This is a genomic window from Rhizobium sp. S96 (genome assembly GCF_030382195.1).
GTDB lineage: Bacteria > Pseudomonadota > Alphaproteobacteria > Rhizobiales > Rhizobiaceae > Rhizobium.
This window is the reverse complement of record NZ_JAUDRY010000010.1, coordinates 411606-429150: the sequence shown is the minus strand read 5'-3', so window position 1 is coordinate 429150 and position 17545 is coordinate 411606. Positions and strand designations below refer to the sequence as shown.

Here is a 17545-nt window from a genome sequence, read left to right as displayed (position 1 = left end):
CAAGTCCTGAGGTGACACAACAAAAGACTGAGCTGCCCGTTGATCCACTTCGAGAACGTCGGTTTGCGCTATGGAATGGGACCGGAAATTCTCCGGGATCTGACCTTCGACATCCCGAAGAAATCCTTCCAGTTCCTGACCGGCCCCTCCGGCGCCGGCAAGACGACGTTGCTCCGGCTTCTATTTCTGTCGCTGCAACCGACACGTGGCCTGATCCGCATGTTCGGACGTGACATTTCGGATATCCCGCGGCCGGAATTACCACTGCTGCGCCGCCGCGTCGGCATCATCTTCCAGGAGTTCCGTCTCCTGGACCACCTGACCACCTATGAGAACGTGGCCCTGCCGTTGCGGGTGCGCGGCAAGGATGAGAGCTCCTACAAGACGGATGTGCTCGAACTGTTGAAATGGGTCGGCCTTGGCGAACGGATCAACGTGCTGCCGCCCGTCCTGTCGGGCGGTGAAAAACAACGCGCCGCCATCGCCCGCGCACTGATCGACCGCCCGGAGATCCTGCTCGCGGACGAGCCCACCGCCAACGTCGATCCGCCGATGGCACGCCGCCTGCTCAATCTTTTCCTCGAATTGAACCGCCTCGGTACCGCCGTCGTGATCGCCACCCACGATCTGACGTTGATGGACCAAGTGGAAGCCCGCCGAATGATCCTGTCGGAAGGGCATCTCGATATCCATGACTGAGCCCACACCCCGCCCATCCGCACAGGCTGCAGGACAAGACCGGAAACGGCCCGAGCTGAAGGTGCGCCCGACGGCGGCAATTCTTCCGTCGGCCAACATCCAGGGCAATGCGCTGATGGTGGTAATCGCCATCATGGCCTTCCTGGCCTGCCTGACCCTTGGCGGCGTCAGCATGGTGCGCTCGACCGCTGCCAGCTGGGAAAGCCAGATCTCTCGTGAGATCACCATACAGATCAAGCCGGATGACGGGCTGGATATGGACAAGGCGCTGGCCCAGGCGCGCGAGATCGCGCTCACCTTCGTCGGCACCAAGGATGGCCAGATCGTCGATGAAGCCGCGACGGCGCGCCTGCTCGAGCCATGGCTCGGCGCCGGCCTTGATATCAAGGAACTTCCGGTTCCCCGCCTCGTCATCGTCACCATCGACGAAAGCAATCCGCCGGATTTCGAGGCGATGCGCTCGCTGCTAAAGGAAAGCATCCCGCAATCGTCTCTCGACGACCACCGCACCTGGGTCGATCGCCTCGTTTCGATGGCTCACACGACTGTATTGATCGGCACCGGCATCCTCTTGCTCGTCTTCTCCGCCATGGTCCTGACGGTCGTTTTCGCCACGCGCGGGGCGCTGTCGGGCAATCGGCATATCGTCGAGGTCCTGCATTTCGTCGGCGCCGAAAGCTCGTTCGTAGCCACCGAATTCCAGAAGCATTTTCTCAAGATCAGCCTCAAGGGATCGGCCGTCGGCAGTGCGCTTGCTGCACTGTTCTTCCTCAGCGCCGGGTTCCTGCAGAGCCGGACGCTTGCGACACCGCAGACGGATCAGGCGACAGCTCTCTTCGGCACCTTCTCGGTCGGCGCACTGGGCTATGCCGGCATATTCGCCACGATGATCGTTATCGCCCTTCTCACCACCGTCACCGCCCGGCTGACCGTCATGCAGACGATCTACGAAATCGACACGTTGCGCTCCGATCCGACGCGCGCCGACGGGCTGACCAATTGAAACTTCCGATGCTCATTTTGCCATGAAAGCGTCTGTTCGCTGCCTCAATCTGGGTATATTTTTTGATTCATGAGCATGATCCGCATGTCGCGCAATATGATTCGCCCCAAAACGGAGCTTAATCGCTTCGGCAGCGAACCTGCGCGCCGCGGTCCAGTGCGCCGGACATTGCGCTGGGGCGGCTTCGCGGTCGTCATCATTGCCGCCATCATTTTCGGCGGATTCCTGCGCTTCGCCGACTCGGTCACGACCTTGAAACCGCCTGTGGAACCGCGTGCCGATGCAATCGTCGTTCTGACGGGCGGCTACCAGCGCATCGACCAGGCCGTGGAACTGCTTCAGAAAGGCGCCGGAAAGCGCCTTCTCATCTCAGGTGTTCATCCCACGACGACGAGCGCGCAGATCCGCAAGATGACCCAGGCGACGCCGGAGCTTTTCTCCTGCTGCGTTGACATTGGCTATGACGCACTCGACACCATCGGCAATGCCGAGGAAGCATCGAACTGGATCCACGCGAAAGGCTACAAGAGCGTTCTCGTCGTCACCAACAACTACCACATGCCGCGTAGCTTGGCCGAACTTGCCTATGTCGATCCCGAGACGCAGTTCATCCCCTACCCGGTCGTCAACACCGACCTGAAGACCAGCAACTGGTTCACCGACCCCAATGCCATGCGGGTGATGCTCGCGGAATACGGCAAGGTGCTTCTGGCGGGCGCACGAAATCTGACCGGCCTCGGCCGCCATCCGGGCCTGCGCTCGGCCACTCCTGCCGGACAAAGCTGATCACCGCTTTTTATGACGGCCAAATTCGTGTAGGAGGGCGCAACCGCCATCCGTGCGGACACTGGCCTCGGGAAATTTCATGATCGCCCTGCGTTCCGTTCTCTTCAACACGATCTTCTACGCCAATCTCATCATCCGGATGATCGTGCTATCGCCCTATTATTTCCTGGCACCCCGCAAGGCTGCCTATCAGATCCCCAAGAACTGGGCGCTATCGAACCACTGGCTGATGGAAAAGATCGTCGGGACCACCTTCGAGATCGAGGGCATGGAGAACCTGCCCGAAGGCGGCTACATCCTCGCCCCGAAGCATCAGTCCTTCTGGGACACCTACGCGCTGCTGCCCTGGCTGAAGGACCCGGTCTATATCCTCAAGCGCGAGCTGATGTGGATCCCGCTGTTCGGCTGGTACGCGAAGAAGCAGCGCATGATCCCGATCAACCGCGGCGCGCGCGGCAAGGTGATGGTCGAGGCCATGAAGCGGACGAAGGAAGAGCTCGCGACCGGTCGCCAGCTGATCATCTATCCTGAAGGCACGCGCCGCCCGCCGGGCGCCGAACCGGTCTACAAATACGGCATCGCCCGCATGTATCGCGACCTCCAGCTGCCGGTCGTGCCTGTTGCCATGCAGCCTGGCCTGTTCTGGCCGCGCCGGAGCACCATGCGCTATCCCGGCCACTTCAAGGTCAGGATATTGCCGCCGATCCATCCGGGCATGGATCCTGACGAATTCTTCGCTCATCTGATCGATGTGACGGAGCGGGCAAGCGACGAACTGCTGATCGATGCGGCCGAGCGCAATCCCGAGCTGCCGTTGCCGCCCACAGCCGTAGAGCGGCTGGCGGAACTACGCAAGGCCAGCGCCGCAACGGCCTGAGATCAGGCCGCCCGCAACCGCTCGACTTCGCCGACCACCTGCTCCAGCCAGTGGTCTCGAATGCCCATCTCCTTCAGATGCGCCAGTGTGTTGAACACATAGGCGTCGTTTGGACCTGACTGGCCCTGAGCCTCGTGAACGATCCTCGCAGCGGCATGCGCATCAAGCGCACCGCCATACTGCACGTGATTGCGATCGACGATGTAGGCGACGGCCTTGACGTTTCGCCCGCCCTCGAGCTGCAGCGTTACGCTGCGTTCGAGATAAACGTTGGTCACGAGTTCGCGCGCGCGCAGATATTCGATGACGTCGTTCCACTGATCGGCGCCGATGCGGAACGCCATGCCGCGGCACGAGCCGCCGCGGTCGAGCCCCAGTACGAGGCCGGGATTTTGCTGTGTTCCCCGATGCACCCAGGAGCGGACGCAAAGCGAGCGGCGGTAGCCGTAAACAAGCGCTTGAGACCGCTCAACAAACTCGAAGCCCGGATTCCACATGAGCGATCCGTAGCCAAACACCCAAAATTCGTCCATATCGCACGCCAGACCGAGATTCCCATTCGCGATTCACCATTGGAGAACATCATGTCAGCGTCAAGCCCAACCCGCAGCGGCAGGAAATTCTGGTTGCTGGGTGGTGGCATCGTCCTGGTGATCGCCATCTACGCAGGTGGCTGGTTCTACGCTGCCTCGGAGCTCAAGAACACCGTCCTGAAAGCGATCGCGCCCCGCGATGCCGCCGGCGTGACCGGCGAATGCGCGGACATCGATTTCCGAGGCTTCCCCTTCCGTATCGGCATGTTCTGCTCGAAGGTCGATGTTGACGACAACGTCAACGGCGTTTCGGCAAGCTTCGGCGCGCTCCGCTCGGCAGCCCAGGTCTATGCGCCTGGCCATATCGTCTGGGAGCTCGATTCGCCGGCAGAGATCCGCAACACCCATGGCCTGTCCGTCAACGCGCAATGGGAAAGCCTGCAGTCGAGCCTTGTCACGAAGTTCAAGGGCATTGACCGCTCCTCCACCGTCATCGAGGGCCTGAAGGCAACGGCCGTCTCCTCCGAAACCGGCCAGACGATCAACTTCAACGCCGCGCACACGGAAATTCATCTCCGCCAAAACGGCGCCGATCTCGACGCCGCCATTTCGGTCACGGATTCCAAGACCGAAATCAAGGACTGGCCGCAGGTCTTCCCCCAGCTCTCGGCGAGCGCCGACGTTACGTTGGTTGACAAGGCGGGCATGATCGACGGCAGCGACCGGCAGGGCCTTCGCGGCGCAAGCGGCGAATTGCGCAAGGCCGTGGCCGACATCGGCGACGGCAAGGTCATGACGCTGAGCGGACCGTTTTCCTTCGACGAGAACGGCTATCTCTCGGGCAAGTTCAAGCTGGAGATCGAGCGTCTTGGCCCCTGGCGCGACAGCGTCAAGAAGACCTTCCCGGACATTGCCAAGACCGTCGATACCGCAGCCAAGCTGCTGAAGGCCTTGGCAGGCGGCGGCGACAAGGTTTCCGTCGATCTCGTCGTCGCGCGTGGCAACGCCACCGTGAGTGGCTTCATCCCGCTCGGTGCGATCCCGCCGATCTGAGGATCAGGGCTTCTTGTCGAGCGGATGCGGACGTCCGAAGTCCGGCGCATCGACGTCCTGGCCAGCCTGGATAATCGAACGACGTACGGCACGGGTGCGGGTAAAGAGATCGAAGATCTTGTCGCCCTCGCCCCAGCGGATCGCACGCTGCAGGTAGGCCAGATCCTCGGAAAACCGCGCCAGCATCTCGAGGATTGCATCCTTGTTGTGCAGGCAGACGTCGCGCCACATGGTCGGATCCGATGCCGCAAGACGCGTGAAGTCGCGAAAGCCCGAAGCGGAATACTTGATCACTTCCGATTCCGTCACCGTCTCCAGATCGTCCGCCGTGCCGACGATGTTATAGGCGATGAGATGCGGCAGGTGAGAAACGATCGCCAGCACCTTGTCATGGTGCTCCGGGTCCATCTCGTCCACCTTGGAACCGAGCGTCTCCCAGAAATGGCGCAGCGTCTTCAGGGCCGTTTCGTCGGTTCCGGCAAGCGGCGTGAAGATGCACCAGCGACCTTCGAACAATCCAGGAAAGCCAGCGTCCGGTCCCGACTTTTCCGTCCCGGCCAGCGGATGGCCGGGAATGAAATGGACAGTCTCGGGCATATGCGGCGCCATCTGCGCAATGACAGAGGCCTTCGTCGAACCGACATCGGTCACGATTGCGCCCGGCTTCAGGCTGCCGGCGATTTCCTTGGCAACGCTTTCGGACGCCCCAACGGGCACCGACACGATGATCAGATCCGCGTCCTTGACTGCCTCGGCAGACGACGTCGTATAGCGATCGCCGAGCTGCAGCTCTTCCGCCCGCTTCAGCGTATCCGCGCTCCGCGTGGCAATGACCACTTCCTTTGCGAGGTCGAGCCGCTTGATGTCGTGAGCAAGCGACGAACCGATCAGACCGATCCCGATCAGCGCAATGCGATCAAACTGAGCAGTCATGCCTTGCGTCCCATAAACTCGCCGAGCGCCTCGATGACCCCACGGTTCGCCTCTTCCGGGCCGACGCTCATGCGCAGTGAATTGGCAAAGCCGTAGCCCCTGACGGCGCGCAGGATATAGCCGCGGCTCGTGAGGAATTCATCGGCCTCCGCAGCGCGCTTGCCGTCGACGTCCGGGAAATGGATGAGCACGAAATTGGTGACCGATGGCGTGACCTTGAGGCCGATTGCCTCGAACGCCCCCGTCAGCTTCTCGATCCACATCTGGTTGAACACGACGGCTTCCTGCACGAAGGCCTGGTCGCGGATAGCGGCGGCCCCTGCGGAAATCGCGGCCGAGTTCATGTTGAATGGTCCGCGCACGCGGTTGAGCGCATCGATGATCTCGGCGGGCGCATACATCCAGCCGACACGCAGCGCAGCAAGTCCGTAGGCCTTCGAGAAGGTGCGCGTCATCACGACGTTGGGGTTGGATGAGACGATCCCGATGCCGGCTTCGTAATCGTTGCGGCGAACATACTCGGCATAGGCCGCGTCCAGAACCAGCACGACGCTCTTCGGCAGCTCGGCCTGCAGGCGACGGATCTCGCTGACCGGCACGTAGGTCCCCGTCGGATTGCCTGGATTGGCGATGAACACCATCTTGGTCTTCGGCGTCACGGCAGCCAGGATCCCATCGACATCGACTGTCGCGTCCTTTTCCTTGACAGTAACCGGCGTCGCGCCCGCGCCCATGATCTGGATCTTGTAGACGAGAAAGCCGTGCTCGGTAATGATCGCCTCGTCGCCGACGCCCAGATAGACGTGGCAGAGCAGGCCGAGCAACTCGTCCGAGCCGTTGCCGCACATGATGTTAGCCGGGTTAAGACCATGAACGCTGGCGATCGCCTCACGCAGTTCAATCGCCTGACCATCAGGATAGCGCTCGAGGCTGTCGGCAGCGGCACGGAACGCCTCGATCGCCTTCGGGCTGGCGCCGAGCGGCGTTTCGTTGGAGGAGAGCTTATAGACGCGGGCGACGCCCGGCGCATGTTCCTTGCCCGGCACGTAGGCTGCGATATCAAGAATACCGGGACGCGGAACAGGCTTGCTCATCTCTACGCTCATGGGTTCAACCTTGGAAAAGGCCGGGAATTCCGGCTGAAAATTGCCCAGAGGCAATAGAACGGAAACTCGAGCTTGTCGAGTGCCGCGGGCCTATCTGCTGCGGGTGGTCGGAACGCCGTGAGGCGCAAGAACCGGCACAAAGACACGCCTCGAAGCGCGCGCAGCAACCGGCAGCCCCTGATAGAGCCTCTTTTGGGCCTCAACGATGATGACCCCCGAAAAAGCCGGCCACAGCGTTCGCCCGATCCGCTCGAAACCGCTGCGCAATCGCATCATTGTCCGCAGCTTGGATGGGGGAAAGAGAAGCGCTTCGGCGGTGGCACCCGGCGTGAAATTCGTCTCGCGCAGGAGATGCGTCAGCTGGCCGCGCGAATAGGGGCGCCCCGAGCCGAACGGCGTATATTCCATCCGTGCCCAGACACCGCGGCGGTTTGGCACGACGATGACAAGTCGCCCGCCCGGCGCCAGCACGCGCCAGAGTTCCTTCAATGTCTCACGCGGGCTTTCGGCGAATTCCAGCGAATGGACCATCAGCACGCGATCGATCGAGGAGTCTGGCAAAGGCAGTTCTTCGTCGAAGATCAGCGCCGTGGACGACAGCGATCCCATCGGCCAGTTCACCGCTCCCTGCCCGGCCGGCATGAAAGCAAAGGTGCGCTCGGTATCCGCCCGAAACCGATCGAGGAACGGCACGGCATAGCCGAGCCCGACCAGGCGTTCCTGCGGCAGCCGCACCCATAGCGAGGACAAGGCCATGGCAATCGACTGCTCGGCAATACGGCCGAGGTCGGAATGATAGAACTGGCGTAGGTCAACAATATCGGCGTGCATCGCAACAAATGTTATCAGTGGGCGGTTGGACTTCAAGGGCGGACCCTCTACATTCCGGGTATGTCCGCGATAAAGAGGTATTTGAGACTATGAAACCTTTGGAATTATACGTTTTTCTCTGCCGTTCGGATAATTTCGGCGTGCTTGTGCATGATCCTGAAACCGGATTGACCGCCTCTATCGACGCGCCGGACGCCAACGCAGTGATCGCCGCCGCCGATCGCCGAGGCTGGACGGTGAGCCATATTTTCACCACCCATCATCATACCGATCACGTCGAGGGCAACCTGGCGCTGAAGGAGCGGTATAATTGCGAGATCGTCGGCCCGATCAATGAAGCGGTGGCGATCCCAGGCCTCGACAAGACCATGGCTGATGGCGACACATTCCTCTTCGGCGACCATACGATCGACGTGATCGAAACACCCGGCCACACGGCGGGTCACATCTGTTACCACTTCGTCGACGACAAGATCCTCTTTGCCGCCGATACGCTGTTTGCGCTGGGCTGCGGCCGCCTGTTCGAGCGCCCCGCCGCCGACATGTGGCATTCGCTGCAGAAACTCGCCGTTCTGCCCGATGAGACCGCGATCTATTTCGGCCACGAATACACGCTCTCCAACGCCCGCTTCGCGCTGACGATCGATCCCGACAATGAGCGCCTGAAAAGCCGCGCCGCGGAGATCGAGGCCTTGCGCGCCGATGGCAAGTTCACCATCCCGACAACACTTGCGCTGGAAAAGGAAACCAACCCCTTCCTGCGCGCCGCCGACCCCGCCATCCGCCGCAACCTGCTGATGGAGAGCCGGACGAACGAAGAGGTCTTTGCCGAAATCCGCAAGCGCAAGGACAACTTCTGATGTCGTCAGCCTTGGTTTCCGCTGACGATATTATCCGCGAGCTTTCCATGCAGCCGCACCCGGAAGGCGGCTGGTATGTGCAGACGTTTCGCGACACCGACGGTGGCGCGCGCGGGCACTCGACGGCGATTTACTACCTGCTCAAAGCCGGGCAGCGCTCGCACTGGCACCGGGTCCATGACGCAGTCGAGGTGTGGCACTACTATGCCGGCGCGCCGCTTGCCTTGCACCGTGCCGCCGACGGCAGCACGCGCGAAACACTGAAGCTCGGAACCGATATCCTGAACGGCGAGCGCCCGCAGGCGATCATCCCGGCCAACTGGTGGCAATCCGCGGAAACGCTGGGCGATTACACCCTTGTCGGATGCACGGTATCGCCCGGTTTCGAATTCACAAGCTTCGAAATGGCCCCAGCGGATTGGGAGCCTGCCTGAGGCCTATTCGGCGGCTGCCGGCTGCTCAGTAGCCGCGGCTTTTCGCCGAAACATCTCCTGGGCGGCAAGCACGGCACCGCCGGTGACGAGCAGGCAGGCGAGCGCAATCCGCCAGCTGGGCTCCGCGAAGCCGAAGATGGTCAGGATCAACGTCGACAGCAGCGGCGCGGCATAGCTTGCCGCGCCCAGGATCTGGATATCGCCGTTCTTGACGCCATGGTCCCAGGCGTAGAAGGCGGCACCGACAGGAAACAGGCCGAGACCGATGACGGCAATCCATTCAAACGTCGTCGCGGGCCATACCGTCGTTTCAAGGCCGAGGTGGCAAAGCAGCGACAACACGGATGTGGCTAGGCAGAAACCGGTAACGACATCCGTCGATACGGCATCGAACCGCCGCGTCAGCAGCGAATATCCCGACCACGTAAAGGCGCACAGAAACGCCGCCCCATACCCGACGGCATAGGCGCCATCAAAATTGATGCCATTTCGCCCGACGATCAGGAACGTGCCGCTCAGCCCAGCAAGTGCGCCGACGATGTGATACCAGCGCAGCCGCTCGCCCGGTAGCAGCGCCGAGCCGACGACGATCAGCAGCGGCCACAGATAGGCGATCAACCCTGCCTCCACGGCCGGCGCGTTGCGAAGCGCCGTGAAATAGAGGAAGTGATATCCGAACAATCCGGCAATGCCGACAATCCAGACTTTGGCCGGCTGCTTGAGGAGAGCAAGGCGCGATGGGTTGGCGATCAGCACGACAATACCGGGAATGCTGCCGATGGCAAAGCAGATGGCGGAGAGCTGAAATGGCGGCATCTTACCTGAGGCAGCCGTAAACAGCGCCAGGAACGCCCACATGATAATCGCCGTGAACCCGATCAACGTAGCCCGAAGCTTCACTCGTCCCCCTCTACGGAGATCGTTGCTCCGTCAGCTTGCGCCGTATTTCACTGCCGTGATTGTAACCGGTCCGTATTGCGTGGGAATGCGGACGTAGACTGGAGCATATACATTCGCGGCATCAGCCTTGGCAAACCAGATTTCCATGCGGTTGCTCTTGCGCAGATACTCGATGTCGGTACGGCCCTTCTTGTAACCCGATCTCGGCACGAAGCGGACGTTGCAGACGGTCGCCTTGCCATTGAAGCCGTCGGTGGAGAAATCTTCCGATCCCTTGGGCGAGAGCACGAGGTCCATCCGCATCTCGCCGTCATAGATCGGCAGCTTCTGCGCGCAGACATTCGTGTCTCCGGGGAAGATCAGCCCTGAAATCGGGTCGAGCACCGAGTGCATGTCGCTGGGCGAAACGTTGATCCAGTTCTTGGGCTGCCGCCGCGGCGGCTTGACCGTGGTCGAGGTGATATTGCCGTTGCTGTAGTGCACCTCGTAGGTTCGCGCCCGCTTGCCGCTCTTGTAATAGAGGTAATAGCGGGAGGCCTGCAGGCGATCACCACTCAATGTGCCATCGACGCTGGTCTTGGCGGAAATATCCGTCACAAGATCCGCAAGTCCGGCAGAGCTGATGTCGCCGGAGACCCTGTAGCTCTTGTCATCCTCGATCTTCGTCAGGAAGGCAGCGCGCGCGATCGTCAGGATGCCAAGAGAAACCTTGTATTCCGTGCGATGCACGATCTCACCCGCGCTGGCCGGGACGGCGGCAAGCGCGGCGATGGCGGAGATGAGAATGCGTCTGCGCAAGTGAAGCATGAAATAAACCTTGTTCCAGCGAGCTGGTCAGGCCGCAAATCACGGTCTATACGCTTGTCGCAGTCCGAAGCAAACACGAGCTTTTTGACAGAATTGCGGGAAACGCCAAGGTTTGGCTTGACGCGCGCGGCCTGTCTGACTATAGAACCGCAACTTTCCAATCATGGCCTGTTGGATTGCAAGCCCGGTTTTGCGCGGGTACGCAATTGATGGCCGAGAAAAACAAGAATAGGTGTTCCATGTCCCGCATGTGCGAATTGACCGGCAAGGCAGTCCTCGTTGGCAACAATGTCAGCCATGCCAACAACAAGACCAAGCGCCGGTTCCTCCCGAACCTGTGCCAGGTTACGCTGATCTCCGACGCCCTCGGCCAGCGTTACCGTCTTCGCGTTTCGGCTGCTGCTCTTCGTTCCGTTGAGCATCGTGGCGGCCTCGATGCTTTCCTCATCAAGGCAAGCGAAAACGAACTGTCGATGCGCGCTCGTCTGCTGCGCCGCCAGATCGTCAAGAAGGCTGCTGAAGCTGCCGTTGCTGCCTAAGCAACGACTGATCTTCTGTTATAAGGCTTAAAAGGCTTGCACGGATGACCTCCGGACAAGCCTTTTGCTTGCCTGCCGATCACTCCAACTGGTGGCATACCCCAGGATAAAAAAATGCTGAAGACACGCTATACCCTTATCTACGTCGCCCTGATGACTCTCGTCGTCGTCGCCTCGAACTTCCTCGTCCAGTTTCCCTTGAACGCGGAATTCGCCGGCATCAATCTGGCGGACCTTCTGACCTGGGGTGCCTTCACCTATCCGGTCGCCTTCCTGATCACCGACCTCACGAACCGCCAGTTCGGCCCGCAGGCCGCACGCAAGGTGGTATTTGCGGGCTTCGTGGTCGGTGTGGCACTGTCCTTCTTCACCTCCGTTCCACGCATCGCGATCGCCTCCGGCTCGGCCTATCTTGCCGGCCAACTGCTCGATATCGCTGTGTTCAACCGCCTGCGCCGGCAGGCCTGGTGGCGCGCACCCCTGGTCGGCTCGCTCATCGGCTCGATGCTGGATACGCTGATCTTCTTCTCATTCGCGTTCGCGGCCTTCTTCGTCTTCTTTGGGCCGAACGATCCATTCGCGCTGGAATCGGCTCCAGTCCTCGGCGTCTTTGCGGCGCAAGCACCTCGCTGGATCTCCTGGGCAATCGGCGATTTCTCCGTGAAGCTGATCGTGGGATTGGTGATGCTGCTGCCCTACGGCGCCCTGATGAGCGTGTTGCGACCGAACCAGGCCGTACGCGCCAACTGATCGATGGCGCCCCTTGTGGCGCCATCACAGACAGCTTACACCCATTCTTGATGCCGCCTCGCTGGACAACGTCCGGCTATTTGATCATGCTATCCCCCTATAGTTGCATAGACTTATCGCCATCGGCCGCCGAGTTGAGGAGGAGAGTACGCAATGATCCGTTTGGGTGGGAAATACCAGCATCTCGTTCATGGCTTCGGCTGTGGTTGCCTTTCACCTGAGGTCCAGCATGCCTCGCGCAGGCTCGAAGATCTCAGTCGGCGAGGTGTTCTCGCCGGACTAGGCGCAGCCTTCTTTGCCGCCGCGGCACCACCAATCGCCTTTGCACAGGCTCCGGCCTCACCCTCCAAGATTCTCCTGAAACAGGCAAAGGTCTTCGACGGAAAGTCTTCCACGGCGCAGTCCGGTGTGCAGGTCCTGATCGAGGGCAGCCGGATCACCGCCATAGACACCACCAACAGCGCGCCGCCAGCGGATGCCACCGTCATTGACTGCGGTGGACGCTTCCTGATGCCGGGGCTGATCGATGCACACTGGCACAGCCTTTTTGCCGCCGTCCCAGTCGCAACGGCCGTAACAGGCGATCCCGGCGTGATCTTTACCGCGTCAACGGCGGAAGCACAGCGCACGCTGCTGCGCGGGTTTACGACGGTTCGCGATGTCGGCGGCCCGGTCTTTTCCTTCAAGCAGGCAATCGACACGGGCGTGATACCCGGTCCGCGGATCTATCCCTCGGGCGCCATGATCACGACTTCGGGCGGTCACGGCGACCTCCGGATGCTGACGGACATACCGCGCACCCCCGCCCAACTCAGCATCGTCGAAACGTCGGGCGGCGCCGTGATCGCCGACAGCGCGGCCGAGGTGCAGCTTCGCGTTCGTGAGCAGTTCATGCAGGGAGCATCTCAGATCAAGATGGTCGGCGGCGGTGGCGTTTCATCCCCTCGCAGCCCACTCGACATGACGACATTCAGCGAAAGCGATCTCCGGGCTGGCATTGCAGTGGCGCAGGATTGGAATACCTATGTCACCGTCCATGCCTATGCGCCAAAGACCGTACAGCGCGCCATTGCGGCCGGCGCAGCCTGTATCGAGCACGCCCACCTGATGGACGAGGACACGGCAAAGCTGATGGCGGATAAGGGAATCTGGCTCAGCATCCAGCCTTTCCTCAGCGCGGAAGACGCCGTGCCGCTAACCGGCCCTTCAGCAGAACGTCTGCAACAGGTATTTGCCGGCACCCTCACCGCCTACGAATTCGCCCGCAAATACAAGATCAAGACAGCATGGGGCTCCGACATGCTGTTTTCGCCTGACATGACGGCACGGCAGGGAAAGATGCTGACACATCTCAGCCGCTGGTATTCCAACGCCGAGATCCTGCAGATGGCCACGTCGACGAATGCAGAACTGCTGGCGCTCAGCGGCCCGCGCAACCCGTACCCGGGCAAGCTCGGCGTGCTGGAGGCCGGCGCCTTCGCAGACATGCTCGTCGTGGATGGCAATCCCCTCGAGGACATCAATCTTCTGAACCAGCCCGAAAAGAGCCTGTCTGTCATCATCAAGGACGGCAAGGTCTTCAAGAACACGTTGGCAGCCTAGCCCAGCAACCAGGGTTCGCCGTCAGTCGGTCGCGAACAGCGTCTCCTCGTCCAGAGCCGAGACGGCGTGCTGGCCGCGGCTGTATTGCCGTGGCGAGCAGCCCATCACCCGTTTGAAAGCGGTGCTGAAGGCCGCTTCGGACTCGTAGCCGAGGGCTGGTGCGATAACGGAGATCGGGTCTCTCGAGTTTTCGAGCCTGTCGCTCGCGAGCAGCATGCGCCAATGCGCCAGATATTCCATCGGCGAAGTGCCGACGGTCTCCTTGAATTTCTGTGCGAAGGTCGACCGCGACATGCCGGCACGGGCGGCCAGTGTCTGCAGCGTCCAGCGCCGCGCCGGATCGTCATGCATCGCATTCATCGCCACGCTCATCTGCCTGTCGGCGAGCGCAAAGAGCCAGCCGACACCGTTTCCCGATTGCTCGGCCAGATGCAGGCGCAGCGCCTGTACAAGGATCATGTGGGCAAGATGCTGCACAACGAGGTAGCCGCCCGGCTGCTGCTCGCGCAGTTCCTGCATCATGCGTTCGACAGACCAGCGCAGCGCCGCCTGGCTCGCCTCGTCCCGAAGAAGAACGATCGGCGGCAGCATCCGCAGCAGGATGTCGGCGTGATTGCCCGAAAGGCCGAAGCGGCTGCTGACCAGAGAAAAATCCCCACCGCCATTCAGCGTGGCGATACCGCCTTTGCGCAGCGGCGAGAAGATCGTGCTTGCGGCAACCGGCATCAGGCCGAGATCCGTCGCGAGACGAAAGGGCCGCCCGCTCGGCAAAAGAAAGCAGTCTCCAGCCGGAAGGCGAACAGGCTCCGCGCTTCCCTCGACCGAAAGCCAGCATTCGCCAGAGACGACGGCACCGCACTTGATGCCTCCTCGCTGGTCAGGAAACTGTATTGCCCAAGCTCCGCCAGCCTCGAAACCGGCCGAAAGATGATTGCGAGGCTTGAGCAGCGACAGCACATTTGAGAGCGGATCCATCAGCCATCCCGGACGATTGCGAAGATAATACGGACAATACAGCATAGACCGTATTTCCTCAGTCGCCTAGCCTTGGGTCAACACGGCGCCGCCAGCGGTCGCCGGACAGCAACCAAGGAGAGATTATCATGCGCGTTTTCGTCACCGGCGCCACCGGTTTCGTCGGCTCTGCAGTCGTCCAGGAACTCATTCGGGCGGGCGACCAGGTGGTCGGGCTTGCCCGCTCGGACGCGGCTGCCGCGTCTCTTGCGGCCGCTGGCGCCGGCGTCCACCGCGGCCACCTGGAGGATCTGGAAAGCCTGCGTAGCGGTGCCGCAGTCGCCGACGGCGTCATCCACACCGGCTTCATTCACGACTTCTCCAAATTCAAGGAGAACTGCGAGATCGATCGGCGCGCCATCGAAGCGCTCGGCGACGCGCTTGCCGGCAGCAATCGACCGCTGGTCATCACCTCAGGAACAGGGCTTCTCCCGCACGGGCGGCTGACGACCGAAGATGATATGCCAGCGTCAAAGTCGATCCCGCGCGTTGCTTCCGAGGAGGCCGCCGCATTAGTGGCCGCCCGAGGCGTACCGGTATCGGTGGTCCGCCTGCCACCATCCGTCCACGGCGATGGCGATCACGGATTTGTCCCGCTTCTGATCGGCATCGCCCGCGAAAAGGGTGTTGCCGCCTATATCGGTGAAGGACTGAATGTCTGGCCGGCCGTCCACAGGCTGGACGCGGCTCAGCTCTACAGGCTGGTCCTCGAGCACGGTTCGGGAAGCGCCCGCTATCACGGCGTTGCCGAGGAAGGCATACCGTTCCGCGATATCGCCGCCGTCATTGGCCGTCGACTGGGCGTTCCGGTCGTCGCCAAATCCGCTGAGGAAGCGGCCGACCACTTCGGCTGGTTCACGCATTTCGCAGGGATGGGAAATCCTGCGACAAGCCAGCGGACACGCGAACTCCTGGGCTGGCAGCCGACGCATCCCGGGCTGATTGCCGATCTCGACCGGCCGGCCTATTTCAGCGCCTAGCCTGTCGCCGTAGCGGCAGCGCGCCCGCTGCCGCTACGGCGTGTTGTCCTTGACGGCCAAAACCCCAATCAGCGCCTTGCCATCGGTGAAGTAGGGATCGCCGCCGCCGTTGCGGCCCGTCTTCGTTGCCCCGACACCCGCAATCTCGTAGGTCGAGGCCAACTGTCCTGCCTTGAGAAGATCGCCGATCAACAGGTTTCGCTCGGCATCGACATCGGCACCGATGTGGTGGGTGATCTGGCCGGTGTCGTGACTGAAGCCGACGCCGCGATCGAAGCTCGCCGAGCCCAACCAGATCGGGCGACCGTCGTCACCGATCTCCTTGGTCTGCCAGAAGCGCACATGGTTGCGCTCGTCGGCACTCTTCCCAACGGCCTTTTCAAATGCCAGATCCTGCTTGCGGCCCTCGAAAAGCAGCGGGCTGACCGGAGCATCGAGGTCGGGCCGATCAAGCACGACACTCAGGCCGATTTCGGCTGAGGTGCGCAGCGTCACCTTGTCGGCGGGGTCCCATCCGGCGGCGGTGAATGCCCGGAGGATCTGCTCCTTGGAGCCGACAAGCCCGACGTTGATCGGATCGCCAGGAATGTCCTGTTCGGTGCGCGTGACCATGGGGCCGAAATCGGCGACCCGGCCGGCATCACGGAAGATCCAGATCTCCGGAACCACGAAATAGGCAAGCATCAGATAGGCTGCCAGCAGAACCAGCAAGCCGCTCATCGCCATTCGCGTTTTTGTTCGCTGTCGCATCCCCGTCTGCGCCCCACTCGACCCTGGAGCACCATACATCATTCCGGTTGTCCGATCGAACACCGAAATTTGGTGGAGGAACCGCCTCCGGCTACTCCACCAGACGGAACTCAAGCATCAGGTTGCGCTGAAGGATCGAATGATTGTCGTCGGAGACGATGACGACGTGCGTGGTGCCGTCGGCGGCGGTGAAGGCGTCGATACCTTCCATGTTGTCGATCTGATAGCCGAAGTCAGCCTGCATCAGAACCTCACCGTCCATGACGGCATCAGGCTTGATATCGGTCGACTTTATGCGACGGATGCGCATGCCGATGCCCTCGGCCATGTTGAAGCGACGCTCCAGCAACAGCAGGTCGCCGCTCGGCAGAAAGACACCGTCCGTGGCGTCATAGTCGCCGTAGTGAGCAAGCGCCAGGCGCCCCTTGAGCGGACCGTCAAGAATGGCCGCATAGGCATTGCCATCGGCATCCAGGCTGCGCTCGGCAACGATCAGCGTTCCGCCTTTGAGCGGGCTCTCCTGCGGCGCCACGGCCACCGTTTCAAAGCCGCGATTGGAGCGCAAGGAGCGTCTCTGGAACGGAATGGGGATCGTGTCGATGGCGCGGGATGTTTCGAAGCCTGGGTTTGGGTAGACATCGACCCGGTGGTCCTGCTCGAAGGAGACCAGCACTCGATCGCCATGCAGCGCCAGTCCCTCCGCGTCCATATGACCCTTGCCTTCGAAGCTCTGCGCGGCCCGGTTCTTCATCGGCGTAATTTCCACGTCCGCCAGACCGGAAAGACCTCCCTTCGCATCGCGCTCGATGCGGCCCGTCATCCACTGGCCGGTGTCCAGAACGCCGACGAAATGAGTCTGGTCACTCTCAAAGCGGATCGATGACAGGGAGCCGAACAGGTGGTTGGAAGAAACCATCTCCAAGCCACCCAGGAACTCGAAAGGCCCGAACCGTGTCTCGTTCGAGCCTATCTTGAAAGCGGAAATGACCGAACTCTTGACCACCGCCTCGTCGGCCAAAGCCGACGACATCCCGGCCGTCAGGCCGAGAACGATCACCGCCGCTCGGGCGAAGGTAGCGCCCATCCGC

20 protein-coding genes are annotated in these 17545 nt (G+C 61.5%); 11 read left to right on the top strand and 9 right to left on the bottom strand.

Translation table 11 applies throughout. The features are described from left to right. Positions 1-39: 39 nt before the first annotated feature. The 4 genes from ftsE to QTL94_RS14240 all read left to right on the top strand — a co-directional run bounded on the left by ftsE (position 40) and on the right by QTL94_RS14240 (position 3365). Positions 40-699: a cell division ATP-binding protein FtsE gene (gene ftsE, locus QTL94_RS14255; RefSeq protein ID WP_065694396.1), complete on the top strand. Its 660-nt coding sequence runs from the start codon at positions 40-42 to the stop codon at positions 697-699. Then, positions 692-1702: a cell division protein FtsX gene (locus QTL94_RS14250; protein ID WP_065694397.1), complete on the top strand. Its 1011-nt coding sequence runs from the start codon at positions 692-694 to the stop codon at positions 1700-1702. The genes ftsE and QTL94_RS14250 overlap by 8 nt, the downstream gene beginning before the upstream one ends. An 84-nt stretch (positions 1703-1786) precedes the next feature. After that, on the top strand, positions 1787-2488 hold the full coding sequence (locus tag QTL94_RS14245) for a YdcF family protein (RefSeq protein ID WP_244499578.1): 702 nt from the start codon (positions 1787-1789) through the stop codon (positions 2486-2488). A 79-nt stretch (positions 2489-2567) separates the two neighbouring features. Then, positions 2568-3365: a lysophospholipid acyltransferase family protein gene (locus tag QTL94_RS14240; RefSeq protein WP_065694399.1), complete on the top strand. Its 798-nt coding sequence runs from the start codon at positions 2568-2570 to the stop codon at positions 3363-3365. 2 nt (positions 3366-3367) lie between these two features. On the opposite strand, the gene QTL94_RS14235 is transcribed toward QTL94_RS14240, so the two are convergent. After that, positions 3368-3898: a gamma-glutamylcyclotransferase gene (locus tag QTL94_RS14235; RefSeq protein WP_289802310.1), complete on the bottom strand. Its 531-nt coding sequence runs from the start codon at positions 3896-3898 to the stop codon at positions 3368-3370. A gap of 51 nt (positions 3899-3949) precedes the next feature. On the opposite strand from QTL94_RS14235, the gene QTL94_RS14230 reads away from it, so the two are divergent. Further along, complete coding sequence (locus tag QTL94_RS14230; RefSeq protein ID WP_289802309.1) at positions 3950-4951, top strand: DUF2125 domain-containing protein; 1002 nt, start codon at positions 3950-3952, stop codon at positions 4949-4951. A 3-nt stretch (positions 4952-4954) separates the two neighbouring features. Here the strand turns inward: QTL94_RS14230 and QTL94_RS14225 are convergent, their stop codons facing one another. The 3 genes from QTL94_RS14225 to QTL94_RS14215 all read right to left on the bottom strand — a co-directional run bounded on the left by QTL94_RS14225 (position 4955) and on the right by QTL94_RS14215 (position 7857). Continuing rightward, on the bottom strand, positions 4955-5884 hold the full coding sequence (locus tag QTL94_RS14225) for a prephenate/arogenate dehydrogenase family protein (protein ID WP_289802308.1): 930 nt from the start codon (positions 5882-5884) through the stop codon (positions 4955-4957). Further along, positions 5881-6990, bottom strand: a complete 1110-nt coding sequence (hisC, locus tag QTL94_RS14220) for a histidinol-phosphate transaminase (protein ID WP_289802307.1) — start codon at positions 6988-6990, stop codon at positions 5881-5883. Before hisC ends, QTL94_RS14225 begins: the two co-directional genes overlap by 4 nt. A 90-nt stretch (positions 6991-7080) precedes the next feature. Next, positions 7081-7857: a class I SAM-dependent methyltransferase gene (locus tag QTL94_RS14215; RefSeq protein WP_065694403.1), complete on the bottom strand. Its 777-nt coding sequence runs from the start codon at positions 7855-7857 to the stop codon at positions 7081-7083. A 53-nt stretch (positions 7858-7910) separates the two neighbouring features. Here QTL94_RS14215 and gloB point away from each other — a divergent pair, with 53 nt between their 5' ends. Both gloB and QTL94_RS14205 read left to right on the top strand, forming a co-directional pair. Further along, complete coding sequence (gene gloB / locus QTL94_RS14210) at positions 7911-8681, top strand: hydroxyacylglutathione hydrolase (protein ID WP_289802306.1); 771 nt, start codon at positions 7911-7913, stop codon at positions 8679-8681. After that, positions 8681-9115, top strand: coding sequence for a cupin domain-containing protein (locus QTL94_RS14205; RefSeq protein ID WP_289802305.1), 435 nt, complete (start codon positions 8681-8683; stop codon positions 9113-9115). Before gloB ends, QTL94_RS14205 begins: the two co-directional genes overlap by 1 nt. Positions 9116-9118: 3 nt before the next feature. Here the strand turns inward: QTL94_RS14205 and yddG are convergent, their stop codons facing one another. Further along, positions 9119-10015 carry an aromatic amino acid exporter YddG gene (gene yddG, locus QTL94_RS14200; RefSeq protein ID WP_289802304.1) on the bottom strand — a complete coding sequence of 299 codons (897 nt, stop codon included), beginning with the start codon at positions 10013-10015 and terminating at the stop codon, positions 9119-9121. Between the two features lie 30 nt (positions 10016-10045). Next, positions 10046-10822 carry a DUF3108 domain-containing protein gene (locus tag QTL94_RS14195; protein ID WP_289802303.1) on the bottom strand — a complete coding sequence of 259 codons (777 nt, stop codon included), beginning with the start codon at positions 10820-10822 and terminating at the stop codon, positions 10046-10048. A 239-nt stretch (positions 10823-11061) separates the two neighbouring features. Here QTL94_RS14195 and rpmB point away from each other — a divergent pair, with 239 nt between their 5' ends. The 3 genes from rpmB (at position 11062) to QTL94_RS14180 (ending at position 13713) form a co-directional block, all read left to right on the top strand. Next, positions 11062-11361 carry a 50S ribosomal protein L28 gene (gene rpmB, locus QTL94_RS14190; RefSeq protein ID WP_065694408.1) on the top strand — a complete coding sequence of 100 codons (300 nt, stop codon included), beginning with the start codon at positions 11062-11064 and terminating at the stop codon, positions 11359-11361. Between the two features lie 114 nt (positions 11362-11475). After that, entirely contained in the window at positions 11476-12111 is a 636-nt protein-coding gene (locus QTL94_RS14185; protein WP_289802302.1) for a queuosine precursor transporter, read from the top strand. 153 nt (positions 12112-12264) lie between these two features. Next, positions 12265-13713 (top strand): metal-dependent hydrolase family protein, encoded by a 1449-nt coding sequence (locus QTL94_RS14180; RefSeq protein WP_289802301.1) that lies wholly within the window; start codon positions 12265-12267, stop codon positions 13711-13713. A 21-nt stretch (positions 13714-13734) separates the two neighbouring features. On the opposite strand, the gene QTL94_RS14175 is transcribed toward QTL94_RS14180, so the two are convergent. After that, the gene (locus QTL94_RS14175; RefSeq protein ID WP_289802300.1) at positions 13735-14688 is read right to left on the bottom strand and encodes an AraC family transcriptional regulator; all 954 of its coding nucleotides are present in this window, start codon (positions 14686-14688) and stop codon (positions 13735-13737) included. Between the two features lie 128 nt (positions 14689-14816). Between QTL94_RS14175 and QTL94_RS14170 the strand changes: the two genes are divergently transcribed. Then, complete coding sequence (locus QTL94_RS14170) at positions 14817-15707, top strand: SDR family oxidoreductase (protein ID WP_289802299.1); 891 nt, start codon at positions 14817-14819, stop codon at positions 15705-15707. Between the two features lie 33 nt (positions 15708-15740). Here the strand turns inward: QTL94_RS14170 and QTL94_RS14165 are convergent, their stop codons facing one another. After that, on the bottom strand, positions 15741-16433 hold the full coding sequence (locus QTL94_RS14165) for an LssY C-terminal domain-containing protein (protein WP_289802353.1): 693 nt from the start codon (positions 16431-16433) through the stop codon (positions 15741-15743). Between the two features lie 115 nt (positions 16434-16548). Further along, complete coding sequence (locus QTL94_RS14160; RefSeq protein ID WP_502944133.1) at positions 16549-17541, bottom strand: esterase-like activity of phytase family protein; 993 nt, start codon at positions 17539-17541, stop codon at positions 16549-16551. Positions 17542-17545 lie beyond the last annotated feature (4 nt).